The sequence below is a fragment of the Brevibacillus sp. MCWH genome (genome assembly GCF_013096935.1).
Lineage (GTDB): Bacteria > Bacillota > Bacilli > Brevibacillales > Brevibacillaceae > Brevibacillus > Brevibacillus aydinogluensis.
On record NZ_SDLF01000004.1, the window covers coordinates 81,332 to 107,033 of the forward strand.

20 protein-coding genes are annotated in these 25,702 nt (G+C 56.0%); 10 read left to right on the forward strand and 10 right to left on the reverse strand.

Annotated elements, in window-relative coordinates:
• Window positions 1-21: 21 nt before the first annotated feature.
• Complete coding sequence (locus ETC00_RS04900; RefSeq protein WP_171564838.1) at window positions 22-1,419, reverse strand: hypothetical protein; 1,398 nt, start codon at window positions 1,417-1,419, stop codon at window positions 22-24.
• A 98-nt stretch (window positions 1,420-1,517) separates the two neighbouring features.
• Window positions 1,518-1,664: a hypothetical protein gene (locus ETC00_RS04905; RefSeq protein WP_171564839.1), complete on the reverse strand. Its 147-nt coding sequence runs from the start codon at window positions 1,662-1,664 to the stop codon at window positions 1,518-1,520.
• A 246-nt stretch (window positions 1,665-1,910) separates the two neighbouring features.
• Here ETC00_RS04905 and ETC00_RS04910 point away from each other — a divergent pair, with 246 nt between their 5' ends.
• Window positions 1,911-3,212 (forward strand): AAA family ATPase, encoded by a 1,302-nt coding sequence (locus ETC00_RS04910; RefSeq protein ID WP_171565018.1) that lies wholly within the window; start codon window positions 1,911-1,913, stop codon window positions 3,210-3,212.
• Window positions 3,213-3,231: 19 nt separating this feature from the next.
• Window positions 3,232-4,956, forward strand: coding sequence for a hypothetical protein (locus ETC00_RS04915; RefSeq protein ID WP_171564840.1), 1,725 nt, complete (start codon window positions 3,232-3,234; stop codon window positions 4,954-4,956).
• A gap of 148 nt (window positions 4,957-5,104) precedes the next feature.
• Here ETC00_RS04915 and ETC00_RS04920 read toward each other — a convergent pair whose 3' ends face one another.
• The gene (locus ETC00_RS04920; RefSeq protein ID WP_171564841.1) at window positions 5,105-5,983 is read right to left on the reverse strand and encodes a 5'-3' exonuclease; all 879 of its coding nucleotides are present in this window, start codon (window positions 5,981-5,983) and stop codon (window positions 5,105-5,107) included.
• Between the two features lie 244 nt (window positions 5,984-6,227).
• On the opposite strand from ETC00_RS04920, the gene ETC00_RS04925 reads away from it, so the two are divergent.
• The 7 genes from ETC00_RS04925 to deoD all read left to right on the forward strand — a co-directional run bounded on the left by ETC00_RS04925 (window position 6,228) and on the right by deoD (window position 12,349).
• Entirely contained in the window at window positions 6,228-6,431 is a 204-nt protein-coding gene (locus ETC00_RS04925) for an alpha/beta-type small acid-soluble spore protein (RefSeq protein WP_304414317.1), read from the forward strand.
• Between the two features lie 188 nt (window positions 6,432-6,619).
• Complete coding sequence (locus ETC00_RS04930; protein WP_171564843.1) at window positions 6,620-6,892, forward strand: hypothetical protein; 273 nt, start codon at window positions 6,620-6,622, stop codon at window positions 6,890-6,892.
• A gap of 590 nt (window positions 6,893-7,482) precedes the next feature.
• Window positions 7,483-8,298 (forward strand): GTP pyrophosphokinase, encoded by an 816-nt coding sequence (locus tag ETC00_RS04935; protein WP_171564844.1) that lies wholly within the window; start codon window positions 7,483-7,485, stop codon window positions 8,296-8,298.
• A gap of 52 nt (window positions 8,299-8,350) precedes the next feature.
• The gene (locus ETC00_RS04940) at window positions 8,351-9,580 is read left to right on the forward strand and encodes a D-alanyl-D-alanine carboxypeptidase family protein (RefSeq protein WP_171564845.1); all 1,230 of its coding nucleotides are present in this window, start codon (window positions 8,351-8,353) and stop codon (window positions 9,578-9,580) included.
• Window positions 9,581-9,807: 227 nt separating this feature from the next.
• On the forward strand, window positions 9,808-10,677 hold the full coding sequence (locus ETC00_RS04945) for a glycosyltransferase family 2 protein (protein ID WP_171564846.1): 870 nt from the start codon (window positions 9,808-9,810) through the stop codon (window positions 10,675-10,677).
• A gap of 52 nt (window positions 10,678-10,729) precedes the next feature.
• On the forward strand, window positions 10,730-11,491 hold the full coding sequence (locus ETC00_RS04950; RefSeq protein WP_171564847.1) for a glycosyltransferase family 2 protein: 762 nt from the start codon (window positions 10,730-10,732) through the stop codon (window positions 11,489-11,491).
• 150 nt (window positions 11,492-11,641) lie between these two features.
• Window positions 11,642-12,349: a purine-nucleoside phosphorylase gene (gene deoD / locus ETC00_RS04955; protein ID WP_171564848.1), complete on the forward strand. Its 708-nt coding sequence runs from the start codon at window positions 11,642-11,644 to the stop codon at window positions 12,347-12,349.
• 792 nt (window positions 12,350-13,141) lie between these two features.
• Here deoD and ETC00_RS04960 read toward each other — a convergent pair.
• Window positions 13,142-14,395, reverse strand: a complete 1,254-nt coding sequence (locus tag ETC00_RS04960; protein ID WP_171564849.1) for an MFS transporter — start codon at window positions 14,393-14,395, stop codon at window positions 13,142-13,144.
• 901 nt (window positions 14,396-15,296) lie between these two features.
• On the opposite strand from ETC00_RS04960, the gene ETC00_RS04965 reads away from it, so the two are divergent.
• On the forward strand, window positions 15,297-16,529 hold the full coding sequence (locus ETC00_RS04965; protein WP_171564850.1) for an MFS transporter: 1,233 nt from the start codon (window positions 15,297-15,299) through the stop codon (window positions 16,527-16,529).
• Window positions 16,530-16,580: 51 nt separating this feature from the next.
• Here ETC00_RS04965 and ETC00_RS04970 read toward each other — a convergent pair whose 3' ends face one another.
• The 6 genes from ETC00_RS04970 to ETC00_RS04995 all read right to left on the reverse strand — a co-directional run bounded on the left by ETC00_RS04970 (window position 16,581) and on the right by ETC00_RS04995 (window position 25,679).
• Window positions 16,581-17,969 carry an aspartate kinase gene (locus ETC00_RS04970; RefSeq protein WP_171564851.1) on the reverse strand — a complete coding sequence of 463 codons (1,389 nt, stop codon included), beginning with the start codon at window positions 17,967-17,969 and terminating at the stop codon, window positions 16,581-16,583.
• Between the two features lie 310 nt (window positions 17,970-18,279).
• Window positions 18,280-19,695, reverse strand: coding sequence for a hypothetical protein (locus tag ETC00_RS04975; protein WP_171564852.1), 1,416 nt, complete (start codon window positions 19,693-19,695; stop codon window positions 18,280-18,282).
• 116 nt (window positions 19,696-19,811) lie between these two features.
• Window positions 19,812-21,863, reverse strand: coding sequence for a glycoside hydrolase family 3 protein (locus ETC00_RS04980; RefSeq protein ID WP_171565019.1), 2,052 nt, complete (start codon window positions 21,861-21,863; stop codon window positions 19,812-19,814).
• A gap of 53 nt (window positions 21,864-21,916) precedes the next feature.
• Window positions 21,917-23,629, reverse strand: a complete 1,713-nt coding sequence (locus tag ETC00_RS04985; RefSeq protein ID WP_171564853.1) for a serine hydrolase domain-containing protein — start codon at window positions 23,627-23,629, stop codon at window positions 21,917-21,919.
• 13 nt (window positions 23,630-23,642) lie between these two features.
• Entirely contained in the window at window positions 23,643-24,884 is a 1,242-nt protein-coding gene (locus ETC00_RS04990) for an exo-beta-N-acetylmuramidase NamZ family protein (protein WP_171565020.1), read from the reverse strand.
• A 384-nt stretch (window positions 24,885-25,268) separates the two neighbouring features.
• Window positions 25,269-25,679, reverse strand: coding sequence for a Na-translocating system protein MpsC family protein (locus ETC00_RS04995; RefSeq protein WP_171564854.1), 411 nt, complete (start codon window positions 25,677-25,679; stop codon window positions 25,269-25,271).
• Window positions 25,680-25,702: the final 23 nt, after the last annotated feature.

Here is a 25,702-nt window from a genome sequence, read left to right on the forward strand (position 1 = left end):
AGGCTTCTTTTTTTCTCCTATTCAAATCAGAAACATGGCCACCAGCGTGGTCACCAGCAGGCCGATCACGACCGGGTAGAGATTGCGCCGCGCCAATTCGAACGGATCGACTCCGCAGATGGCGGCAGCCGGAAGCAGCGCCCACGGGATAATCGTGCCGCCGCCCACCCAGATGGCGGCGATTTGCCCGAGTGCTGTCAGCGTCGCCGCTCCGCTTCCCAGTGCGGTCGCAAACAGTTGGGCAAGGGAACCGGCCAGCGTGATCCCGGAGAACCCTGAGCCATCCAATCCTGTGATGACGCCGATCGTCGTCAGGGCGAGAGCGGCCACCTCCTTGCCAATCGGGATGGTGTGGGCGAGAGCGACGCCCAGATCGTTGACGATCCCATGGGAACCGTTCGGCAGCATCTCGCCAAACACGCTGACGAAGCCGCTGTCACCCATGTAGAAAAACGCAGCGATGGGGATGACGGGACCAAATACGCGAAATCCGAATTGGAATCCTTGGATCAGGTGAGCGGTTACCTGTTCCAGACCAGCCTGTCTGTGGGCCAGCACGGTGACCATTAACAGGATCAACAGCGCGGTGCCGCCGACCAATGCGGTGGCGTCGCCTCCTCTCAGATCCAGCGCGAACATGGCCACGACATCCAATAGAAACAACAGGGGAACCAGCGTCGCCAGCCCGCTGCGCAGCACGGGCGAAAGCCGGACAGGTGCGGTGTCGCGAGGCGCGGAGAGTATGGCTGATGCTTCCGGATCGACGCGAAGTGCTCCGCTTTTCATGTCTTTATTCAGGTACCAAAACGCGGTCAGAGTGGTAACCGTCCCCATCACGATGACCAGCGGCACGCTGGCGGTCATCACTTCGGCGACGGGAAGGCCGGCCGCCTTTGCGGTGAGCGTGGGTGCACCCTGGATGATAAAGTCACCGGACAGGGCGATGCCGTGACCAAACAGGTTCATCGCGACGGCTGCGCCGACAGCGGGCAGCCCCACACGGAGAGCGACAGGCAGCATCACCGCGCCGATCAGCGCCACAGCTGGCGAAGGCCAGAAGAACCAGGACATGATCATCATGACAATGCCAATCACCCAGTATGCCAGCGCCGGCGTCCGCACCAGCGAGGCCAGCGGCCGGATCATCGTTTCGTTGATGCCCGTCTCGGTCAGCACGCGGCTCATCGCTACGATGATGCAGATGACCAGAATCGTCGGCAGCAGTTCCGTTATCGCGTATATGAAGCTGCCGAACACGCCACCCACCGCCGCCGATATTGAACCGGTAGCCGTCAGGCCGAGCGCGGCGATCCCGGCGATGCAGATGAGACTGGTATCGCGGCGGTGCACCATGGTGGCGATAATGCCGATTACGAACAGGACGTACACCCCGTGGAGCCAGGACAGTTCAACACCCATGCCCATCCCTCCTTCTCGTGTGTCGGGCAAACCTCTCTTGTTCACACACTATGCGGAGGTACAGACATGGGTGATAGCGGATTCTATCTTACAATTTTTTACAGTTTACTATAGTAGAGCACGCGCCACACTTCCCACATCCAGTGATGGGTGACGTGGTCCAGCTCTTCTGTTCGGCTCAGGATTTTAAAAATCCGTTCCATCAGATGATTGTATTCTTCATCAGACAGGTGAAGCTGGGGCATGACGATCCTCCTTTTGCATGTTTTGCTCTTGTTGGATATTGTTTCCAACACACACCTTCCATCATACGCGCGTGCCGCCGCGTTCATGCCAGCCGCCGTACCCCGCGTTCGTGCATTGGCTTGTGTGGTCCGATCAGGATGTATACACTACAGGTAGAGAGTGCCAACCGATACCAATCACATCTTGCACGAGGAGGGGGAACGGCGCAGCACGTCTGCCGTGACAGCACGATTGCGCCAGCGATGATGAACAAGTCAATCCCATTGACACACAAATTGGAACAAGCAGTCGAACTACTGGAGCGCCGTTTTCTCGAACGAAGCGAGCTGATCCGTCTGCTGCTGTTGGGCATCATGAGCGGAGAGAACGCCCTGCTGATCGGGCCGCCGGGTACGGCCAAATCGCAGATGGCCCGGGCCGTCGCTCAACTGTTCGGCTCCGAACACTGGTTTGAATACCTGCTGACGCGGTTCACCACGCCCGACGAAATTTTCGGCCCCGTGTCGCTGCAGCAGTTAAAACAGGACCAGTACGTGCGCAAGACAGCAGGCTACCTGCCGTCTGCCCAATTTGCCTTTCTTGACGAAATCTTTAAAGCCAACAGTGCGATCCTCAACTCCCTGCTCTCCATCCTAAACGAGCGCGTCTATTTCAACGGGAGGGAAAAAGAGGCGGTGCCGCTGCTGTTTTTAATCGCTGCGTCCAACGAGCTGCCGGACGAGGATGAACAGTTGACCGCGCTGTACGACCGCTTTCTCATCCGCTACGAGGTGGGCTACCTGCAGCAGGCCTCCAGCTACGAAAAAATGTTTTCACTGCCGAGCGAACCGCTGCCGGTTGTCTTTTCCCTCCATGACGTGAAGGACATCCAGCGCGAAGCGTCCCGGGTCAGCATCCCGGAATCGCTGATCTATTTCCTCTACCGCTTGAAGCAGGATATGGAAGCAAAGGAGTTCGTCCTCTCTGACCGGCGATGGAGCAAGATTGCCCACGTCTGGAAAACATCGGCCGCCCTTCACGGCCGTGAAAGTGTCTCGATCTGGGATACGGTGTTTACCCCGCACATGCTCTGGGACGTGCCGGAAGATTTGCCTGTATTGCAGGAACTGTTTGACCAGCGCTTCACCGAACAGTTGAAAGCAGACATGGAGCACGACTTGCCGCTTCGCCGTTCAAAGCAGACCGCTGAAAAGTGGATGGAAAAAGAAGCCGATCTGCATGCGTTTCAGTTTAAGAAAGAGATCGGGGCCAAACTGGGAAAAGAGGCCGCCGAGCGCTACCGTTCGCTCCTCGACGAATGCCGGTTGGAGCTGGAAGAGACCGGCCGCGACCTGCGCAACCGCCTGCTTCAGTGGCAGCAGCGGGAGCAGGATCTGACCGCGTTCGTGCGGGAGAAAAACCGACTGCTGCCCAATCCGGAAAAATACACAGTCAAATACGCCCATCTGCGCATTGAAGGTGAGCGAATCCTGCAAATGCTGCAGGGCATCTACCGTACGGTATTTGACCGGGAACTTCCCGGCACCGAATACGATTACACGTTGTAGGAAGGCAGGATGCAATCGCATGATCATTCGTGCCAGTCGGGTCGACCGCTACTTGTTTGATGCGTACCAGTACTCGTCGCGCACAGCGCGCGAATGGATGGAAGAAGCCAAAGCGCGGGCGCCGTGGTTCGACCGCGAACTGTTGGCCGATTTTTTCCTGGCGTTTTATCTTGTCCAACCCGAACTTGACCAGACGCAAAACGCACCGCCGTTTCACCGCTGGATGGTGCAGACGCTGATGAAACAGTATTTTTACCGGATGATCCACCCGCGGACGGCAGGCAATGAGAGCGCCGCCTTCAAGACGGCCATCAAGGCGCTCATGTGGCTGACGGCGTCATACGCGGAAGAAGTAAAACGCCGGGAGCGGGAACAGCAGCTGACGCCCTTGGTCGCCGGACTTAAGCAAAAGCAGGGACACGAGGGCAGAGAACAGGCCCAATTGTCCGAGCTGCTGACGGAAAAACAGGTTGCCAAGCTTCAGCTTGTCGGCTACACGCTGCAGCAGGGCAAGCGCATGGTAGAGGACAAACAGCAGGCGATGGACACCCGGCCGCTGGTGGAAGCGGAGATCCGCTCCCTGAAAGCGCGCATTCAGGAACTGCGGGAAGAGATGCGGGTGAATGTGACCAAGCGCCCCAAGCTGCAGCAAAAAGTCAAAAAGCTGGAGGACGAGCTGGGCCAGCGGGAAAAACAGCGAGAGCGGCTGTCCAGGCAGGAACGGGAGGCCGTGGCCCAGTTGGAACAGGAGCTGGGGCAGTGGCTGGACCGTTCCCTGAAAGAGACGCTGTCGCAGGAATCGGACGAATCGTTGTTCGTCCATGAGCTGCTTACGGCCAGCCAGCGCTTTGCCAACCGCCGCTGGGGGCATGAGTTGGGCAAGCTCCGGCGCCAGAGCTTTGAACAATATATGAAGTGGCTGGAAAAGTTGAAACGGCATCCGGACCTGGTTGATTTCCTTAACGAGGTGGGGCGCAACGTCCATCACGTCCGGATAAAAAGGAAGCAGATGCGCTCGCGGCGGCTGCCGGAAGAATACTACGATCTGAGGCAGTCGGGCGACATCGCGCACATGCTGCCAAGCGAAGCCGGCCTTTTGGCCGATGCGGATTACGAGACGTATTTTCTGCTCAAGTGGGTAGAGCAGAAGCTGATGACGTACGACACTGTCGGATGGCTGGAGGAGCCGCCCAAAGGTCCCGTGATCTGCATGCTGGACACTTCCCATTCGATGCGGGGGAGCAAACTGCGCCTGGCCCAGCTGTTTGTCATGACGTTTGCCGCGCTCAGCCTCCTGGAAAAACGAGACTTTTTGCTGCTGCTGTTTGGCGCAAAAGGAGAACTTCGCGAACAGGCTCTGTACCATCGGCGGCCGGACTGGCCCGCGTTTTACGCGCTGGCGCAAATGGCTTTCGGGGGCGGAACGCACTTTGATGCGCCCATGAAGCGGGCGATTCAAATCGTGGAGGAGAACCAGCAGTTTCGCGGGGCTGATTTCGTCATGGTGACGGATGGGGTGGGCGGCCTTTCCCTGTACGTGCGCGAGATGCTGGCCGATCTGGCCAAGCGCAAACAAGTGCGGCTGCACAGTCTCATCGTAGGCTCGCCCCGTCAACACCTGGTCCAGAAGTACGACATCCTGGGGGTCTCCCACCGGGTCCGCTTTGCCGCGACATGGGACTGCCAGGAAGAAGAGAACACCCGTTTGCTTCTCGATGTATTTGAGGAACGATACAAATCGTGAACAACCGCCGCGCATGTTAATTGAAAAAATCCCGGACCCTTATTCAAAAGGGCCGGGATTTTTCGCGTGCACGTTGGCGGTGCGACGACTCGAGCGTGTTTTCGCTCTATCGTCGCCGCAACATCATGGCAGACGGCGCTGTCGTGACTCAGCTTACCCTGCTGACCAAGGTGCGGCCAAACTCAAGTTCGGCAAACTTTTCTTGAACGCGTTCCCGATCGTACTCCCATTTTGCCGCTTCGAGTGAAAAATCGATCGGCGCATCGCGGAAAATCGTCGCCAGCTTTTTGCTCAGATACACCTGTTCGCGGTGTTCTTCCAGTTTGGCGCGCATTTTGGGCGTGCATGCATCCAGATTGGCGTACAGTCCGTCCAGCGAGCCGTGGGCGGCAATCAGCTTGACTGCCGTCTTCTCGCCGATCCCCGGGCAGCCGGGAATGCAGTCGGAGGCGTCGCCCATCAATGCCTTTACGTCGACGACCTGTTCCGGATTGATCCCGCGGACGGCCAGCAGGCTGGCGGGTGTGTAGTGTTCGTGCTTGCCGCCATTTTTCAGGATTTTCACGCTGACCTGCTCGGACAACAGCTGCAGGCTGTCATAGTCACCGGTCGCGATGACCACCTGATGCCCCTCGGCCTGAAGCCGCGTGCTGACAGTGCCGAGAATGTCGTCTCCTTCATATCCCGGGATGCCCAGGTTGGGGACGGAAAATGCATCCGTCACCTCCTTGACCAGATCAAACTGGGGGACCAGTTCTTCAGGCGGTGCCACCCGGTTGGACTTGTATCCCTCGTACCACTGACAGCGAATCAGGGTGTCCCGCGCAGCCACATCCCAGCCGACGGCGACGTGGGTGGGGCGCACCAGATCGATGTAGTCCAGCATCATTTTCGTAAACCCGTAGACAGCGTTTGTATAAACGCCTTGTGAGGTCTGCCGATACCCGCCCGCCCAGGCGGAGGCGTAAAACGCACGAAACAAAAAACTCATACCGTCAATGAGCAGAACTTTTTCGGGGTGGTTCACAAAAACGCGACTCCTCTCGTGTCCAACTGTCTCGCCCCATTATAACACAAAGCGTACGATCAACCTTGACAGATTTTACATCGACGAACACTGCATGGATGCGTTCAACGGAGGGATGATAGTAACACGAGAGAGCCAGAGTTGCTCTCACTCCACCGCCTCTCGGTCTCATCGGAGAGAAGCGGCTTCGCTGGCGGTTCAACCCCGTCCCGGGAGAAAACTTGTTATGAAGGAGGAATCACACGTGGCAAACAACACTGGTGGATCCAACAACCTGGTAGTTCCTCAAGCAAACGCAGCGCTTGACCAACTGAAGTATGAAATCGCTGCTGAATTCGGCGTAGTTCTTGGCCCTGACACCACCTCCCGTCAAAACGGTTCTGTAGGTGGCGAAATCACCAAGCGTCTGGTAAGCTTTGCTGAACAACAACTGGCTGGTCGCAGCTAACATCTGACAAAAAGCAAATAACTGGATGAACGAGGCCCCGGACAGGGGCCTTTTCTTTGCGTGTGCGTGGTGCACACGCCCTTTCTTTTTCTCCCGGTGTAAACACACAATCATATTCCGGGACTAGTCATATGGTGTAGGGAACAGGCAAACTAACCATGGCTGACGGAAAGGAGTGACGTCCGGGAATGAAAAAGAAAGAAGTAAAACGCCTGCTGCGGGACAATCCCGATTTCAAGGCGTGGCTGATGCAGGACGCTGCTCGCATCTCCAGTATCCGCTCCAATCCTGAAAAGGCAGGGGAGCTGTTCAGGCGCTGGAAGGACCGAAAAAAAGGGAAGATTGACTTTACCTCCATCTCGCAGAAGACAAAACGGGCAAGCGAGATGCTGACGAACATGACATCCATCATGGAGATGATGGCCGATTACAACAAAAGACAGGCGGAGCAGGAACAATAGGAAGGCTGGATGGTTAGCCTTCTTTTTCTTTTTCCTTTCCCGTATTCTTTTGGTATACTGGAAAATGGAAGGGAATGCGTCATTTTGATTGCTCGCCCATATACCTGGTCATTGGATTTCCATTCCCTTAAATGCGAAAGCCGGGCGCGTACCTGGTGCTGTCGGTGGACAAGCAGCATTTCGCCAGCCTGATCATCGCCCCCAACACGAATGCCGCCGACAAGCTGACTGTCAGCACACAGATGAACCAGATGCGGCACAACACGGAACGAATCGATGCCGACCAGACAGAGATAAACGCGGCACACTTCCGCTTTAGATGCCGTATTTTTCCGATACGTATCTCATGCCTGCCCCAAGGCCGTATGACGATGCCGTTTAGCTGTCAGCGCGTCGTCACGGGAAAGCCGCAAATTGTTTGCGGACAGGCTCAGACGCGGCCGAATAATCGACCGCATGGGGAGCACCGTTTTTTTCACAGGTCCCCATCCATCTGCACTGCGGCATGCTGATCTCACAACACGTATATGAACCCGCAGCCGCTGTGGAGACTCGCCTTTCCTCTGGGAGTGACATGGAGGTGAATTTGCATGAGCACTACACACGTACCCAACAAGGTGCTGAACAACCTTGTTCATTTTCTGGCCCCGTACGAACAGGCTGTCGATGAACTCAAGCTGAAATTGAAGGGCATCAAGTACGGTTTTTTGAAAAGAGGCCGTTATTCACCCATCGAGTTCGTCGTCGGGCGGGTGAAAAAGGTTGACAGCCTGATCAAGAAAGCGCAGGAAAGAGGGATCGATTTTCAGCAGGACACCTGGCAGGAGCGAGTGGCCAGGGAGATTACGGATATCGCCGGACTGCGCATCGTCTGCCGGTACATTGATGACGTGCGTGAAGTCCAGCAGCTGTTGCAGGAGCGGGAGGACATCGAAGTCCACGACATCAAGGACTACATCGCAACGCCCAAGGATTCCGGATACCGCAGCATCCACATGATCGTTTCCTACACAGTGTACCACGGAAGTGAAAAAATCACGCTGTTCTGCGAAATTCAAATTCGTACGTTGGGCATGAATTTTTGGGCGACGAACGAACACGAGCTGCGTTACAAATACGCCGGGAACATCCCGGAAAACGTGATGCAGCAGCTCCACGAGGCGTCCGTGATCACGCACCAGTTGGACGTCTTGATGAACAGCTTGCGCCAGGAGATTTTGACGCCGCCGGAAGTGAACACGTCGCTTGAGGAAAAACTGGAAGAAATCTTCTCGCTGTACGTGAAGCAGGATTTTGAATCAGCGGCAGCGTTGTACCGCGAACACGTAAGCGGTTTTGAACAGGCTTTTCAAGACAATCCGAAATTTAAAATGATTCACGATCTGCTGGGCAAGCGACTGGGCTAGCCGAGCACGGACGTGCTGATGCCCGCAAGTACAAAGAAAGGAACCGACAACCATGCGTCTACTGCTTACGTACCTGCTCGTTGCAGCCTGCGTTTTGTGCAGCTTCAACGTGCAGCCCGCATCCGCCCGTGGGGAAGACAATCTGACACCCAGCGGCATTTACGGGGAATCTGCCATACTGATTGACGCGGCAACGGGTCAGATTTTGTTTGAAAAAAATCCGCATCTTCGCCTGTATCCGGCGAGCATTACCAAAATCGCCACCGGGATTTACTCGATTGAAAACGGCAATCCGGATGATATTGTAACCGTCTCCAAAAGAGCGCGCTACGAAGAAGGCACACGCGTGTACCTGGGCGAAGGGGAGCAGGTCACCTTACGCAAGCTGGAGTACGGGCTGCTGATGAATTCCGGCAACGACGCGGCGACTGCGATCGCGGAGCATTTGGGCGGCAGCGTCGAGCATTTCGCCGATCTGCTGAACACATACTTGCAGGAAAAAGCGGGTGTCACTGAGACCCATTTTGCAAACGCACACGGCTTGCATGATCCCAATCACTATACGACTGCGGCAGACATGGCCAAAATCGCCCAATATGCGATGAAAAACCCGACCTTCCGCGAGATCGTGGCCACTGTCCGCCTGCCGTGGAACGGTCGCGAATGGCAGACGGAGCTGATTAATCACAACAAGCTGCTCCGCAATTACGAAGGGGCGACCGGGATCAAGAACGGTTTTACCGACCAGGCGATGCACACGCTGGTGGGTTCGGCCAAGCGCGGCGAAACAGAACTGATCGCGGTCACGATGAAAGCAGGGTCCAGCGCATACGCCTACAAGGACGTGACCGCCATGCTGGACTATGGGTTTGCCCACTATGAGACCAGACAGGTGGCCACTGCCGGCCAAACATTTGGTCAGGAAGCGGCGGCCAACGATGCTGCACCTGCGGTCACCTATCAGGCAGAGACTGATCTGTACGCCACAGTCCCCAAACGGACGGAGCCGCAAACGGAGCTGACTGCCGACGGCCAGCTGCTGGTCAGGGCAGGGGAGATGACGCAGACGCTGCCGTTACTGCGGAAAGATCCCCCTCGCGCCGCCGCGATTGCGGATGCCGCACCCAAGGAGAAGGAAGCGGATTCCGCATGGCCGCGATACGCGATTTTCTTTGCCTGGCTGATGTTAAACCTGTTTTTGTTTGTCCTGACGGTTGCGCGATCTCGCCGCCGCCGTTGGGAGAGACTGCGGCATCTGCCACGCCGTGCGCATTGGTCCTGATTCCTGAGGATGGACGTCCCCAACCGGGCGTCCTTCTTTCGTATGGAATACCGCTTTCCAACAAACACTGAGCATGTGGGATCATGAGTTGGGACAGAGCGGATCGGTGGTGCACATGCGGCCCTTTAATTCTGCTCAGGGACGGCTGTGACAGCAGCCGTGTCCATTAGCCTCCTCCCGGCGTATCGTAGGATGAGACCCGATATTCCTGCGAAGGGGGAAACGCAATGGACAGCACGACATGTCCTGCACCTGAAGTGTCCGTGATTATTTCCGTCCAAAACGAGGCCCAGCGAATCGTCCGGGTCATCCAAGAGGCACGGCGTGTGTCCCCTTCAACGGAAGTGATCGTCGTATGCAGCGGCATGACGGATCACACACCCAAACGGGCGCTGGAACAAGGAGCCAAGGTTATCGAAGCGGTTCCCACTCTCGGTCAGGATGTTGGTCGTGCCATAGGAGCTTTTTTTGCCAGAGGCGACATCATGTTGTTCATCGATGCGGACTGTCTGGTGCCGGCTTCCAAACTTCGTCAGTACGTGGACGAAGTGAAAAAGGGATGGGATGTGGTGCTCAACGCTTCCACCGGCTGTCGGTATAACGGAACAGTCACCCAGGTCAGACGGCTGTTGAATCACATCGTGGGGCGGCCTGATCTGGCCGGCAGCTCCCTGACCACCGTTCCGCACGCCATGAGCCGGCAGGCGGCCGAACGGATCGGCTTCGAGGATTTGGCTGTCCCGCCCAGGGCGCTGGTCAAAGCCGCACTGCAAGGTCTGGCGATTACCAGAGTCTGCCCGATCAATACGGCGCGGCTGAACAATTCACGCGCCGGGCGAAACGATAGAGCTGTTGATCTTGAATTGAGCGATCACGCGGATGCCATCGCCACCTGTCTGCGAGAAAGGGGAGAGCGGGCAGGATTTTACGATCACGAACGTCATCGGGATCTGCTGTTAGTCCCTCCGCAGTTGCACCTGCGGACCGTATACAGTCAGATGATGAGAGGGACGACAGGGGGGGATTGGCGTGTCGTTCGAAAAGCCAAACAAAAGACTCAGCGCAAAACCGGGCCCAAAACGCGTCGTCCGCGCTAAACCATCATCCGGGCAGCAGCTAACGCCCCAACAGCTGGCAAGAAACAGCCGGATGCTCTCGGTAATTATCCCGGTCAGCAATGGAGAAAAGACGATTGGAGCGGTGCTGCGGCAGGTGGAAAAGCTGCGGCCCAAGGAAATCATTGTGATTGTCAACGGCTGCCGCGACCGTACGGTGGACATGGTCTGGAGTCACCCGGTCACCTGTGTGGTTTATCCGTTCGAGTTGGGACGCGACGTGGGGAGGGCCATCGGCGCTGGGGAAGCCAGCGGGGAGGTCTTGCTGTTTCTTGATGGCAGCTACGTCGTGCCCGCAGCGTCGCTGCAGTCATTTGCAAACGCCTGCTATCGGGGGGCGGACATCGCGCTGAACAACGCCAATCCGTTTTACCGTCAGCCAGCCAAACTGGACGCCGTCGCGATGGCGACATATTATCTCAACCGGATGCTGTCCCGCCCCGACCTGCGCTATTCGTCACTGAGCGCGGCACCGCATGCGATGAAGCGAAGCGCTGCTGCCGCACTTGGTTTCGACAGTCTGATGGTTCCGCCAAAAGCGCTGGCGATGGCGATTGCCAACGGGATGGTCGTCGTCCAGGCAGAGAGTGTGAACGTGTTTCGCCGAAAACTTTCACCCAAAATTCAGGAGCTGCTCCTGGGCGATCACCTGGAAGCGATACAGTACGTGCAACACGTGAAGAACTCTGACCGGATGGGTTTAGAAGACCCGTTTCGGCAGCGGGACGTGTTTTCGCACGTGGAGAAGGCGCGGATCATCAGCGATCGGCATGTCATACTGCCGTTTGAGACATAAAAAACTGTCCATGTGCCAGTACCACCGTTGTCACCTCATCGGGGTGGCGGCGGTGGTTCATTCTGTAAACGGATATACTTTGCGATTTGGGTCGTTTGTAGTACGATTACTTCGTAGGACAATCTGGAGTAGAAAAGGGGCAGATGATTTATGAGCATCCATATCGGAGCAAAGGCCAATGAGATTGCGGATACGATTCTGTTGCCAGGCGATCCGCTGCGGGCCAAATACATCGCAGAAACGTTTCTCGAAGATGCAGTGTGCTACAACAACGTTCGTGGCATGCTGGGCTTTACCGGTACATATAAAGGAAAGCGGGTGTCCGTACAGGGGACAGGCATGGGCGTGCCATCCATCTCCATTTACATCCATGAGCTGATGGAGGAATACGGCGTGCAAAACCTGATCCGCGTCGGGACCTGCGGTGCCATCCAGGAAGACATCAAGGTGCGCGACGTGATCATCGCCATGGCGGCGTCCACCGATTCGCAGGCAAACCGGCTGCGCTTCCAGCAGGTTGATTTTGCGCCAACGGCCAATTTTGATCTGCTGCACAAGGCATACCAGGCCGCCAAAGACCGGAATCTGTCTGTGAAGGTGGGCAATGTGTTCACCAGCGACACGTTCTATCAGGAAAGCCTGGACCTGTACAAAAAACTGGCCAGCTATCAGGTACTGGCTGTGGAAATGGAGACGGCCGCCCTCTACACACTGGCCGCCAAATTTAAGCGCAACGCCTTGTCCATCCTGACCGTCAGCGATCATATTTTCACCGGCGAAGCCACCTCAGCTGAAGAACGTCAGACCACGTTCAACGCGATGATCGAAGTGGCACTGGATGCAGCGCTGCTGAAGTAACACGCGGCCACAATCGAGGAAGAACTTTTGTCCGCAGGCAAATATGTCTGCGGATTCTTTTTTCTGCGGATTCCTAAAGCTTTACAGCGATTTATAGCGGAAAGATATTGCGAAGCGGATCGATTTCCTTTTGAGTCCGATAATATATATTATGTAAACTGATAAACATTCAAGAATCGCCATGTACTGGCGGTTCTCAGCAGGCATCCCATGATACAGACAGCGTCGCAAACTCCAAAGCAATAACGCTAATAGTGACACGAACAATGATTATCCAATAATAATCATCCGATGAGCATCCGATGACGTTTACCAGACAATCCTCATGACAAGAGCTCGATGACAAGTCCTTGATTGGAAACATGCGATCAGTAAGGTATCAGACACAGACATGCGACCATCACAATGGTTGTCGGATATTTTATATGATATTCCATCAAAGAACTCGTCGCTGGCTAGCGGTTCAAGCAGCATCCTGGCATAGACAACGTTGCCAAAGCCCATACAAAACGCAAGTTGTCAAGAACGAACAATATCGTTCGCCAAAAATGGAGAACAGCTGGTGCCTTGTGGATGGCTTTCTGTCTATTTTTTTGTATCAGTTCATGAAAATGCCATTTCATGAACTGATAATATGCTTCTTTTCAACCATGTACGCTGTATCTATTCCTATGCCATGTCCATGCGTTCTTTGAACCAATAAAAACGGAACGAATGAAAAACGCAGGTACGCCTTACTGGGTACCTGCGTATTCACACGACTCGATTTTTGTATTCCTATTTTATTCCGTTTTATTCCGGCTGTACGACTTTTTGCGGAGCTCCCCCCTGCTGCTGTTTGAGCAGCGGCAGAATCACCGCCACCCCAATGAAGAACAGCGCGGTAGCCACCTCGAACATCGTCACCAGCGAGAATGTGGCTTTCAACCATCCGGTGATGCTCATCATCAGCACCATCGCGCCCATGAACAGCGGGCTTAGAATGCCGTTGACACGCCCGACAAACGATGCTTCGGTGTTTTGCAGAATCAACGTGTTGATTCCGATATGGATGCACGGTATGACCAGACCGTTGATGAATTGGGCCGTCAGCGTCAGCCACAGTTCAGTCGACAGTCCCATCACCAGGAAACCGCAGGCGCTCACGGTCATCCCCAGCATGAGGAGCTTTTGCGGGGCAATTTTTTTCGCCAGGCCCATCATCACTCCTCCACCGAGGATCATGGCGACGCCGTTGACGGCCATCAGCCATTGCAGGTTCTCCTTCGGCAGTCCGAGACGTTCGGTGACGAGGAATACCACCAACGGCTGCGTCAGACCAATCGCAAACCCCGCTGCAGCAAAACAGCCGCCGAGGAGGGTCAACGTCCGGTTCCCCTGCACATAGCGCAAGCCTGCCTTCATCTCCTGCCAGAAGGTGGTGTTCTCATCCTGCTTCTCCACGTCGCGATCAGGCGGCAGCATCACAAGCACGACAGCGGACAGCAGGAAGGCTGCACCCGTGATTGCGATTGCGGCGCCGACGCCGTAATGCTGATACACAAATGTACCGACAACCGGTCCCAGGATCATGAACAGTGCAATCAGCGTCTGGTACATGGACATCCCCATCTGAATGAGCTGTTCCGGCACGTGCAGTTTGAACAACTTCATGCCGGACGGCTGCGAAAACTGCGACAGCACAGACGAGACCAGTGTCGCGAAAAAGATGGCTTTCCAACTGCCGAACACCAGCGTAAGCAGCACGACAAACATGGAAAGCGAACTGAGCAGGTCACACCAGATCATTGTTCGCTTGGGGCGCCAGCGGTCGGCAAACGTGCCCCCGATAAAGGAAAACAGAAAAATCGGCGCAAATTCAGCCACGGAGATGAGCGATACGGCAATCGGGTCCCCATTCGTCTGCTCCATCACGTACAGCAAAATAGCGTAGTTGCGGACCCAGATGCCGATCTGCAAAAATAACGCCGACAGCAGAATGGTCCGTACCACCCGGTTGCGGAACAAATTTCCCGCCGAATTGTTAGCAGTCGTTTGAGCTGTCATACCATCCCTCTTTCTTTTGTTTTTGTGTTTTTGTCATGTACATGTAAATGTCTGATAATAAGTCCAGCCGCATGTTTTGGCGATCACTCCTCTGTGGTCCGGTTGCGTCCCGGTCCGGTATTCAGCTGCCCATTCTCCACACTCCTGTTGCGTTGATCGGGCAACCCTCCACTGATTCGATTGCAGCGCACAGATTTACGTAATATGTGACAGCGGTTTTACCATGCATGAATGGCGGGTGTCCGGCACCTCGTCAAGCGCAAAAAGACGCCGGGCGTTTCCGACGTCTCACGCTGTGCACGAAGACGCGGGAACATTAATCATTCCGGCGTCTCGCGCTGCGCACAAAGAGGCCGGCACATATCTCCAGCGTCTCGCAAACACAAAAAGACGCCAGGTTGTTATCTGACGCCTCGTGCGGATTACGAAGACGCCGGGCTTTCCCCGCCATCTCGCAAACGCAAAAAGACGTCATGGTTCTTCCCGACGTCTGTGTTCATGCATGTATGGTTCCGGCTGTGCCGCTCGCCTTTCGCAATCCCTGATCCCATGGAACGGAAAGGGAACGCGAAAGAAACCTACGCTGCAATCGAACGATCGGGAAGTGTTTTCGTTTTGGCTGTTTGTACGAATTCACTTACCATGATCGTTCTTGCCTCCTTACGCAAAGTTTCCCTGTTACAGGATTCCAGGCACAAACCGTTTTGCCTGACATGGAAAAAGTATAGTATGGGTATTGGCAACTGTCAAGCAGTTTTTTTGAAATATTTTCGAAGAGTGGTACGCCCTAATTTCATTTCCGAAACAATTCAATGTAATTTCTCAATTAGTCATTTTTGTCAGTCAATGTTAAAATGATCGCATCACGCAACTCTTCTTTCCACAAAGGTTGTGACGACAGATGACGTTTTCCTGGAAGCGAAATCTCGTTGTGCTATGGATCGGGGTGTTTTTTTGCAGCACGGCGTACTCCATCTCCATACCGTTTCTGCCCCTCTTCCTCCACACGTCTCTTGGCGTCGATGAACATCTGGAGGCGTGGTCGGGCATTTCGTTTGGCATTACCTTCCTGGTGAGCGCCTTGATCTCTCCCTACTGGGGATCGCTCGCCGACAAGTACGGACGGAAACCGATGCTGATGCGGTCAGGGTTTAGCTTGGCCGTGTTGTACTTTTTGAACTATTTCGTCACCGATCCGTATACATTTCTGCTGCTTCGGGTACTGCAGGGGCTGCTGGCCGGTTTTGTCCCGGCATCCATCGCCCTGGTGGCGACGAACACACCGGAAAAACACGTGGGCTACGCGCTCGGCATCATGTCGACGGCCGGCGCCACCGGAGGGATTGTCGGACCGCTCGTGGGCGGCTTTGTCAGCCATTTGTGGGGCACCCGGGAAGCGTTTCTCTTCTCCGGGTACGTCGTGTTGGTGGCGGCGCTGATCGCCACGTTTTTCGCAAAAGAGACCAATGTAAACCGTTCCGCTGAGCGTTCCAACATACGCGACGACCTGCGCACCGCTCTGGGCAACCGCCCGTTTGTTGCCGTTCTGGGATTGTCGATGATCGTTACCGTGTCCGTCATGCTGCTGGAACCGCTGCTGACCGTGTACGTATTGCAGCTTGGAACGTCCCGGCAGGATGCGTCGCTCAGCGCGGGCATCATCTTTTCCGCCGTAGGCATCGCTACGGTGCTGGCCGCGCCTCGGTGGGGAGCGGCAGGGACTCGGCTCGGTTATACCAGGATTTTGTTTATCGGCCTGGTGGGCGGGGCAATTGGCAATCTCCTGCAGTTTTTCTTCACTCATCTGTACGGCTTCGGCGTGCTGCGGTTTGTGTACGGGCTCTTTTTTGCAGCCGTCTATCCGTCGATCAACGCGCTGATCGTCAGCGTCACCGCACCGGAGTTTCGCGGCAGAGCGTTCAGTCTCAATCAGTCCGTCACACAGTTGGCCACCATGATCGGCCCCGTGATGGGCGGCTTTTTGGGCGGACTGATTCCGATTCGCGCGGTGTTTCTCATCAATGGTGCGGCGCTGCTGGTCACGGCTGCACTGGTCAGATCAGGCAAACTGATCGGGAACGACCGCAGACAAGAGCGGCGTGCATCTGAAGGACACGTCCCAATCCAGGGGTAACGATAAACGCAAAAAAGAGGGGGAACTCCCCCTCATTTTTTATGACTGTCGCTAGCGGATAGCCGCCGGCTGCGGGCAAGCGTTTTGCGCCGTAAAAAACTCCTGGTAGAGCGCCAGCACCGCCCTGTCGGCATCGTCCGCCTTGACGCCAAAGATCATGCTCACTTCGGACGATCCCTGATTGATCATCTCCAGGTTGACCCGCGCGTTTGCCAGGGCAGTGGTGGCTCGCGCGCACACCCCGACGGAACGCCTCATCCCCTCTCCGACGATCATGACGAGCGCCAGATTTCGTTCGACGGAGACTTCATCCACATGCAGTTCGTCCATGATCCGCTTGATGACGCGCGACTCCGTCTCCTCGTCAAAAAACCGTTCCCGCAAGATGACGGAGATGTTGTCTATACCGGACGGCGTGTGTTCGTACGAAATGCCTTCTTCTTCCAGAATTTGCAGCAGTCTGCGGCCAAAGCCGATCTCCCGGTTCATCAGGTATTTGCTCACGTAGATGCTGCAAAAGCCTTTGTCGCTGGCGATACCGGCCACCGGCGCGTCTTTCGTTTCCCTGCCGGAGACGATCTTGGTCCCCGGCGCGGCGGGATTGTTCGTATTTTTGATGCAGACCGGTATGCCGGCGCGAAATGCGGGCAGCAGCGCCTCTTCGTGGAAAACGGTAAAGCCGGAATAGGCCAGCTCGCGCATTTCCCTGTAGGTGACGACGCGGATTTCTTTTGGATTGGCGATCAGGTTGGGGTTTACCGCGTAGACCGAATCCACGTCGGTAAAGTTCTCGTACAGGTCAGCCTTCACGGCGGCAGCCAGGATGGAACCTGTTATGTCCGAACCGCCACGGGAAAACGTGACAAGAACCCCGTCCGGCGTATACCCGAAGAACCCGGGGAACACGACGATGCCCTGCCGCTGGCCAAGAGACTGCAGCCGGTCGTACGCCTCCGGGAGCACCTGTGCGTTGCCGGCTTCATCCGTTACGTACAGTCCGGCTTCCCGTGGATTGACGTACTCCGCCTGCTCGCCAAGCTGGCGCAGATACGCCGCAACCAACTTGGCGCAGGTGTCTTCACCCGATGCTTTGACGGCGTCCACAAAGCGTTCGGGCTGATCGACGGGCGCCGCAGCCAGGCTCTCCTCCAGTGCGGCCACGATCTCGCGGGAAAGCTGTGCAGGAAACGCCAATCCCTCCATAATCTCCACAAACCGGTCGATGACGGCCTGCTTCTCGCTTTCCGCTTCGCCTTCGTTCAGGCGGCGTTGGGCATAAGCGATCAACAGGTCCGTCACCTTCGTATCCGCTGGATGCCGTTTTCCCGGCGCCGAGACGATCACGATCCGCCGCTCCTGGTCCGCTCTCACAATCTGGCACACTTTTTTGATCTGCTCGGCACTGGCCAGCGAAGTTCCCCCGAATTTTGCTACCTTCATCTCCTGATCCTCCTATCCCTCTAGTGAGGTGATCTCTCCTGGTTTTATCTTTCTTCTCTTCTTTTCATGGCATGTTTCCACGGTCCCGACGCCGGCCGTGAAAGAGGAAGCCACCCTTTCGCCTTTGCGCGATGGCGGCTGATGCCGCGGCCGGACGATTGGCCCTGATGTCAATTCTTAGCTTACGCCATTTACGTCAAAAAGACAACTGTCTATTCCACATGGACATAGAGTAACACGGTTTGGCCGCAAACCATACGCAAACCATTGTAAAAACGCCTGCCATACCGGCAAGCGTTTCCTGGAACCTCTATTCACCTTTTGGCACCTCACATGCTGTTTTCCACTCCCCCGCTATCTCGTACAGCAACCGGTCAACGGTAACGTCAATGCGCTTGGAAGCCTGCACAAATGCTGCGTCCAAAAACATGTGATAGGTGTTCTCACCGCTGCCGCTCTGCCCGTATTCACCGGGCTCGCCCCGCTCGTTTGTCGCCGTTACCGTCAGCGGCAGTTTCCGATTGGTCCCCACTTCAGCATCGTTGGGCTTTCCGACAATCAGATGCATTCGAGGCAGTTTCTCCGCTTCCTGATGCTCATAGCGAATGGAAAAGGAAATGCCCCTGTCGTCGTAGTACAGTTCATCCAGATAGACATCGGTGTTTTTGATCGTGGCGAGGTGCTTCGCTACTTTTTCACGGTAGGAGTCTGTTTCATTGTTTAGGTGGCGGTCGTATGATTCAGAATCAATCGAAAAATGGATTTGATCGTCTCCCGCGAGCCAAAGCGAATGCAGGATCAGTTCCAACTTTGCCGGCCGTTTGTCAAACGGTTCAAATTCGACGTAATGCTGCCCGTTTGGCCCTGTTTCGATCCGGCTCAGGTTGGAGTCGCGCACCTCTCCCGCTTCGGAATGCAGGGTAAAGGACACATGGCTCAACTGTTCGTGTGGTTCCGGGGAACGGAAGCGAAAGTACAGCCGATTGACCGTCGTGCCCAGTTCCAGGGACTCCAGGGTGATCGTGCGGTCCATCGGGTGCAGTTCCTGCTTCAACGGTACCGAGACCATCACCTCCTGGCGAACGTCAAAACGAATGGGGAGAGTAATATCAGGCAGCGGAATGGTTTGTCCCCCGATGCTCACAGATACATCCCGCAGTACGATCTCGTCGACCTTGGACAAAATGTCGGTCATGCCATCCTTGTAAAGCGGGTTGGTGGTCGCGCGGTTGTAAAACCGCCCGTCGTAAATGACACCTTCATTTGGTTCCCAGTTCAAGGTAAAGAGCGGATGGCCCGGTCCATCCTGCTGATCCCCCGGCAGCCCCATCACAAACGAGACAATCGGCACCTCCCTCTCATTGGGGAGAGCCCCCAGAAATCCGGAAGGTACGTCAATGCTGGTAAAGAAAAAAACATGGTTGCTGTTGTACCAGATCTCGTCGATCGACAATGTGCGGCCGGTACCGGGTACAGGGATCTTCATGTCAAAGGTACGGACAAGATCCAATTCTTCCGCCCGTTTCAGTCCAGGGGTCTTGGTATATTGATACTGCTTGACTTCCTCCCACCTGTCGACTTTGATCACCTTCTGATCGACTGGTTGGTCCCATCGTTTCACAGCAAACAGGACTAGAAGCAAAACGACCAGAAGGATGACTCCTGTTCGTCTGTTACCGTACACCTTTTCCATTCCCCCCTGGATTGCAACAAGCGTGCTCAGCATTTCGCGAAACACCCATATTATACCAACGGGAACGAAATTGATCTAGGAGCGAACTCTTTCCACGTGAAAAAGCCCGACTCGACAAGCGAATCGGGCCATTCGTCCGAACCGGAGATTTACCTAATGTATCCCAGACCGTGACCAAACGGGTACAGGGTACCGCCTTTCCCGTCCGGAATGCTGACCGGCAGTGTTCCCGTCGGCTCGTTTTGACCGAAGATCGTCTCTGCTGTCGCGTGAAAGCTGGCGGTGCGAAAGCCGTATTGGGCCAGGTAGGCATCCACTTCCGGGTACGCCATGATGTCGTACGGATTGCGGATGCCCACGCCGATCACGGGGGTGTCCGCTTGCTGGCTGATCTCCCGGTAGAGTTTCATCAACGGGTTGTCCGAGGAACGTCCCTTTACGTCAAACGTGTAGGAACCGATAATGACCGCGTCTGCCTCCTCCACCTGCTTTCGCTGTTCGTCAGTCAGGGTGTTGTTTGTCACCTTGATCGTGACGGTGTTGGCATGATGTTTCCTGATGGCATCAGCCAGTTTGTCGACATACGTGGTGCCCACCACCGCAATGGTCGCTTTTTCGTCCATGTTGAGCGGCAGTACCCCGTCGTTTTTAACCAGGGTCACAGAACGAGCGGCTGCTTCCGCTTCCACCCGCTTGTGCTCCGCCGAGCCGACCACCTCGAGGGCACGGGCGATCTGGTCCTGTACATCAGCGGGCTGCTCGGCTTTAAAAATTCCCCGTTTTACTTTCAACGTCATAATCCGGCGGACGGACTGGTCGATCCGTTCTTCGCTGATTGTGCCGTCGCTGACGGCTTTCAGGACACCGTTTGTCACTTCTTCCAGTCCAACCGGCATCAGCACGATGTCCACGCCCGCCTGTATCGCGCGAATGGCAGCGTCCACCGGACCAAAGTGGTCGGCGATCGCCTGCATGTCCATCGCATCGGTGGAGACCACGCCGTCAAAGCCCAGTTCGTCGCGGATCAACCCGGTGATCACTTTGGGAGACAGGGTGGCAGGCAGTGAGATTTCCGTTCCGTCTTTGCGGGAGACGACTTTGGTGTCGTCGATTTTCGGGAAGGTAACATGGGCCGTCATAATTGCGTCCACCCCCGCTTCCATCGCCTGCTTGAACGGGTACAGCTCCACATTCATCAGCCGTTCCTTGTCGTGGGGAATTTCCGGCAGTCCCAAATGAGAATCGACAGCCGTATCACCGTGGCCGGGGAAGTGTTTGGCCGTAGCAGCTACGCCGTATTCCTGCAGTCCTTTGATGTAGGCCTCACCCATCTCGGCCACGAGCTTGGGATTTTCACCAAATGACCGCACTCCGATCACCGGGTTGTCCGGGTTGTTGTTGACGTCCATGACCGGGGCAAAGTTGGTGTTGATGCCCAGGACAGAAAGCTCCCTGCCGATCACCTTGCCCACCTGATGGGCCAGTTCCGTGGAACGGGTGGCTCCGAGGGCCATGTTCCCCGGTGTGTCGGTGCCCTGCTGCAGCCGGGTCACGATGCCTCCCTCCTGGTCGATCGTCACGAGCAGCCCGTATTTTTCCGCCGCCTGCTGGTAGTCGTGGACGAGACGGACCGTTTGCGCGGTATCCACCACGTTTTCCCTGAACAAAATGACACCGCCGATGTGGTACTTCTTCACCAGCTCTTCAATTTCCGGAAGCATGCGGGTCACATCGGTGCCGTTCCACTTGCGGAAGTCGGGCATCATCATCTGGCCTACTTTTTCTTCCAGCGTCATGCCGGCGATCGCTTTGCCGATGATGTCGTACCGCTTCCCTTTCTGCTTGACGATCTGTACCTGCGGCTCCCCTTTTTCCTTGTAGTCAATGGCGATGCGATCCTCAAATTTGCCGTCCGTTACGGAGATGAAGGTTCTGCCGTTGTGTCCGGTAATCGTGACGGTGCCCTGCGCATCGACACTGGCCACATTTTTGTTGGAGGAGTGCCATCTCAGCTTGCGCGACGTCTGCTCAAAATGGCCGTCCGCGTACAGATGCAGCGCCTGAAGCTGCAGCGTCATGCCCGACACGACCGCATCTGCCTCGGGGATGTTCAGGCTGATGATCAAATCGGTGACGCCGACCTTGTCTCCTTCTGGAGTCACAGGCGCTGCGTCTGCGCCAATCACTGCCGGGCAGAACATCAGCAGCAGCGCGAAGAAAATTGCCAGCCCTGCATGCTTTTTGTGCTTCACGATTATCTCCCCCTGTTTTTGCCTTCGTATGTCCAGCCTAGCGGGTTCCAGACGGTTTTAACCGGCTTGCCGGACGGGTCGGTAATGGTCGGGTTCAGCACATACCAGCCCCGGCCGTTCACGCTGGGATCAGTAGCGTAGCGGAACCGGACCTGTTGTGTACCAGCAGGAAGCTGCCACGCAACCGTCTGCCAGTCGCCTTCACCGGTAAGCGCAGTCCCCACCTCTGTCCATTGTTCGCCGTCTACAGACGCTTCCACATGGCCGAAGTCGCTCTCGTTTTCAATCCGGTACCAGGTGTCAAATGTGAGGAGTCCCCCTTCTGGAAGATCGGCCGTTGCCGTCAATGTGTTGTCCAGCTCATCGCCTGTCCCCGCAAACCAGGCACCGTCCTTTCCGGGCAGGTCCACCGGGATCGCCAGTGCGGCCAGACGAGCGACTCCCCGGCGAACCGGGTTGGTGGAGACGGTGTTGCGGGTGGGATGGACGCGGTTGGTCAGCACGATGCAGATCGTGTCGTTGTTGGGACTGACGACGATCGACGTGCCGGTGTAGCCGGTATGCCCCATGGTCCGGCTGTCGCCCAGCGCGTCCATGTACCAGCCCTGGTTCAGCTCCCAACCAAGCCCATGGTCGTCCCCAGGGAATTCCGGGATCTGGTTTTCCATCATCAGCTTCACCGATTGTTTGGACAAAATCCGCTTTCCGGCGTAGGTGCCGCCGTTGAGCATCATCTGTGCAAAGACAGCCAAATCGCGGGCAGTGCTGAACACCCCGGCATGCCCGGCGACGCCGTCCAGCGCCCATGCATTCTCATCATGCACCTGGCCCCAGACCAGCTCCCGGTTTGTCCAGGGCTGGTACTCCGTCGCCGCCGTCCGTTTCTGCAAGCGCTCAGGCGGATTGTACATCGTATCCGTCATGCGCAGGGGCTTGGTGATGTGCTCACGGACGTATTCGTCCAGGCGCTGGCCGCTCAGTTTCTCCACCAGCACCCCCAGTGCAATCAGGTTGAGGTCGCTGTATACGTACGCACTGCCAGGCTTGTTGACAAGGGGATGGCGAACAGCGATCTCCAGCCGCTCCTCCCGGCTGTTCCCCATCTTGTACAGGGGAATGAATGGTTCAAAGCCGGAGGTGTGGGTCAAGAGCTGTCGAATGGTCACGTCCTCCTTGCCGTTTTCCGCAAACGCCGGGATGTACCTGGCCACCGGATCATCCAGTTGGAACAGCCCTTGCTCGTGAAGCTGCATGACGGAGGTGGAGGTAAACAGCTTGCTGATTGACGCCAGGTCAAAGATGGTGTCGGTCCGCATTGCGACTGGTTGGTCCAGCAAAGTCCCCTGGTCGTCGGCGAAGCGGGCGGCATGGCCATACGCCTGTTCCTTGACAATCACCCCGCGTCTGGCGATCAGCACGACCGCACCCGGCATCACGCCGTCCTGGATTGCCGTTTCAATGAATGAGTCGATTTCTCGCAACGGTGCAGGCGTCATCCCTGCGGCGGCAGGTGCTCCCGGATGCAGGATGGCGGAGGAGGGGCCGGGTTTGTCCCAGGGATGAGACAGCGGGTGCTTGACAGGCTTTGTCTTTTTTTCCTGCGCTTCCAATGCCGAGTGCGCCTCTTCGCCGTGCTTGGCGGCAACTGTCGGCAGTATGAACGCTCCCCATGACAAGCAGACGCACAGTCCAATCATTGCGGCGCGTTTGTTCATCGTCTACTCCTCCCTAGTGGTACAGCAGATAGGACTTGCGCAGTTTCTTGAATGCGTCCAATTCACCCCGCCACGATTTGACGATCTCCTCGACAGGCGTGCCTGCGTCCATCGCCTTGCGGACCTTGTCCGATCCGGTCAACTTGTCGATCCAGTTGTCGGCTCTCCAGGCGAAGTCGTCCGGATACAGGTCTTTGACTTCCTCGATGATGGCGAGAGCTGTGTGAATCGGATCGTACTTGTTCCGGTCGGTCACGTATACCTGCAGCCCGCCGACATTCACGCCCGCGTGCTTGGAAAACGTCGGATTGAAATACGCCTCGCGGAAGCTGACGCCAGGCAGTCGGCGCGCATTCATCCGATCGGCCAGCTCCCACGCCTTGATGTACGGTGCACCGATCAGTTCAAAGGGCCGCGTCGTTCCCCGGCCTTCGGACAGGTTGGTCGCTTCAAACAGACAGTTGCCCGGATAGACCGTCGCTGTCTCCAACGTCGGCATGTTGGGGGAAGGCAGCACCCAGGGAAGACCCGTTTCATCATACCACATGTCCCGCTTCCAGCCTTTCATCTTCACGACCGTGAGATCCGCTTTTTTCCCGATCTCCTTTTCCAGATACTGATCGTTAAACAGCATGGCCAGTTCACCCACGGTCATACCGTGGCGAATCGGGATGGGGTAAATTCCGACAAACGACTCGTAACCGGGCTCGAGAACGGGGCCCTCCACTTTTTCCCCGCCGATCGGGTTGGGTCTGTCCAACACAATAAACGGTATGTCCTCCAATGCGGCCGCTTTCATCGCGTACGCCATCGTTGATATGTAGGTATAGAATCGGGAACCGACATCCTGGATGTCAAACAACACGACATCCACATCCCGAAACAGCGGCGCGATCTCTTCCGGCGACTTGTTGTACAGATTGTAAAACGGCAGCCCCGTTTTCGGGTCTTCGTAGGTGCCAGGCGCCGAACCGGCCTGTTCTGTTCCGCGAATACCGTGCTCCGGTCCGTAGACGGCCACCAGGTTCACTTTTTTGGCCAGCATGGCATCGACAGCGTGCGTCAGATCACTGGTAACACCGGTCGGGTTGGTGATCAACCCCACTCTTTTCCCTTTGACCAGATCCGGTTTGTCAAGCAGCACCTCGATGCCCGTCTGGACGCTGCGGCCGTTTGGCTTATCCTTGGCCAATCCGGGAGCGGCCGCACCCGCCATGCTTATCGTACCCAGCAGTGCCAGTGACAGAAGAAGCATCGACCAGCGGATGAGTTTCAACAGGATCACCTCGTGTGTGAACATAGTCGACTGCAAATGGAAAAAGCCGCGACATTCCCTTTCACCTTGTCGAGAAAACCCGCTTGACTCCTGCACCCTCCTCTCTGGAATGGAGATTTCTTTGACAGAAAATTCTGTAAGTATATCCTAATCATATAGGCTGTCCAGTCTTTTTTCTTGGGAATGATTACCTATATTTATGTATTTTCTTCAAATATTTCCCTTACTATACACCTAGTTCCTTTTGACTAGAGAGATTGGCAGGAAACGTACGCGGCCAGCGCTCTACTTTCATACGAAAAATAGCCGCGCCCACATCCGGACTGGATGCAGACGCGGCCGCATGCTCCTGGTGGGCAACAATTACGGGGAGCCCACGGGCGTTCTCCGTGACACCGACGAACGGGCAAACCATCGTGCGTCGGACTGGATATCCCGGTCAAATACGAACACCGTGATCGCGACATCGCTTGCGAGATTGATGTCCGCAAACAGCGTAACAAGTTTCGCGTGGACCAGTTTTTCCAGTTTCTCAACCACCTCGGCATGTTTGTAAATGTCTTTGACCATTTTCGTTCTCGTCTCATGGATGATGCGCCGGCCCTCTTCCGAATCAATCATCCACTTTTCCACGTCGGTCAAGTTGCCAGTCATCTCGGTGATGGCCCACGGGCCCACGAATCGCGTCCGGATCTGCTGCGGGCCGCAGCCCACGTATTCCTTGCGAATCTCGCGTACGAGCTTGCTGAATTCATGTTCCACACGTCTGGACATCCAATCACCACATCTCATGCCAA

Excerpts from the sequence above, each read along its gene's own strand:
- ETC00_RS04900 (WP_171564838.1), bottom strand. The coding sequence starts at position 1,419 with ATGGGTGTTGAACTGTCCTGGCTCCACGGGGTGTACGTCCTGTTCGTA.
- ETC00_RS04905 (WP_171564839.1), bottom strand. The coding sequence starts at position 1,664 with ATGCCCCAGCTTCACCTGTCTGATGAAGAATACAATCATCTGATGGAA.
- ETC00_RS04910 (WP_171565018.1), top strand. The coding sequence starts at position 1,911 with ATGAACAAGTCAATCCCATTGACACACAAATTGGAACAAGCAGTCGAA.
- ETC00_RS04915 (WP_171564840.1), top strand. The coding sequence starts at position 3,232 with ATGATCATTCGTGCCAGTCGGGTCGACCGCTACTTGTTTGATGCGTAC.
- ETC00_RS04930 (WP_171564843.1), top strand. The coding sequence starts at position 6,620 with ATGAAAAAGAAAGAAGTAAAACGCCTGCTGCGGGACAATCCCGATTTC.
- ETC00_RS04935 (WP_171564844.1), top strand. The coding sequence starts at position 7,483 with ATGAGCACTACACACGTACCCAACAAGGTGCTGAACAACCTTGTTCAT.
- ETC00_RS04940 (WP_171564845.1), top strand. The coding sequence starts at position 8,351 with ATGCGTCTACTGCTTACGTACCTGCTCGTTGCAGCCTGCGTTTTGTGC.
- ETC00_RS04945 (WP_171564846.1), top strand. The coding sequence starts at position 9,808 with ATGGACAGCACGACATGTCCTGCACCTGAAGTGTCCGTGATTATTTCC.
- ETC00_RS04950 (WP_171564847.1), top strand. The coding sequence starts at position 10,730 with ATGCTCTCGGTAATTATCCCGGTCAGCAATGGAGAAAAGACGATTGGA.
- deoD (WP_171564848.1), top strand. The coding sequence starts at position 11,642 with ATGAGCATCCATATCGGAGCAAAGGCCAATGAGATTGCGGATACGATT.
- ETC00_RS04960 (WP_171564849.1), bottom strand. The coding sequence starts at position 14,395 with ATGACAGCTCAAACGACTGCTAACAATTCGGCGGGAAATTTGTTCCGC.
- ETC00_RS04965 (WP_171564850.1), top strand. The coding sequence starts at position 15,297 with ATGACGTTTTCCTGGAAGCGAAATCTCGTTGTGCTATGGATCGGGGTG.
- ETC00_RS04970 (WP_171564851.1), bottom strand. The coding sequence starts at position 17,969 with ATGAAGGTAGCAAAATTCGGGGGAACTTCGCTGGCCAGTGCCGAGCAG.
- ETC00_RS04975 (WP_171564852.1), bottom strand. The coding sequence starts at position 19,695 with ATGCTGAGCACGCTTGTTGCAATCCAGGGGGGAATGGAAAAGGTGTAC.
- ETC00_RS04980 (WP_171565019.1), bottom strand. The coding sequence starts at position 21,863 with ATGTTCTGCCCGGCAGTGATTGGCGCAGACGCAGCGCCTGTGACTCCA.
- ETC00_RS04985 (WP_171564853.1), bottom strand. The coding sequence starts at position 23,629 with ATGAACAAACGCGCCGCAATGATTGGACTGTGCGTCTGCTTGTCATGG.
- ETC00_RS04990 (WP_171565020.1), bottom strand. The coding sequence starts at position 24,884 with ATGCTTCTTCTGTCACTGGCACTGCTGGGTACGATAAGCATGGCGGGT.
- ETC00_RS04995 (WP_171564854.1), bottom strand. The coding sequence starts at position 25,679 with ATGTCCAGACGTGTGGAACATGAATTCAGCAAGCTCGTACGCGAGATT.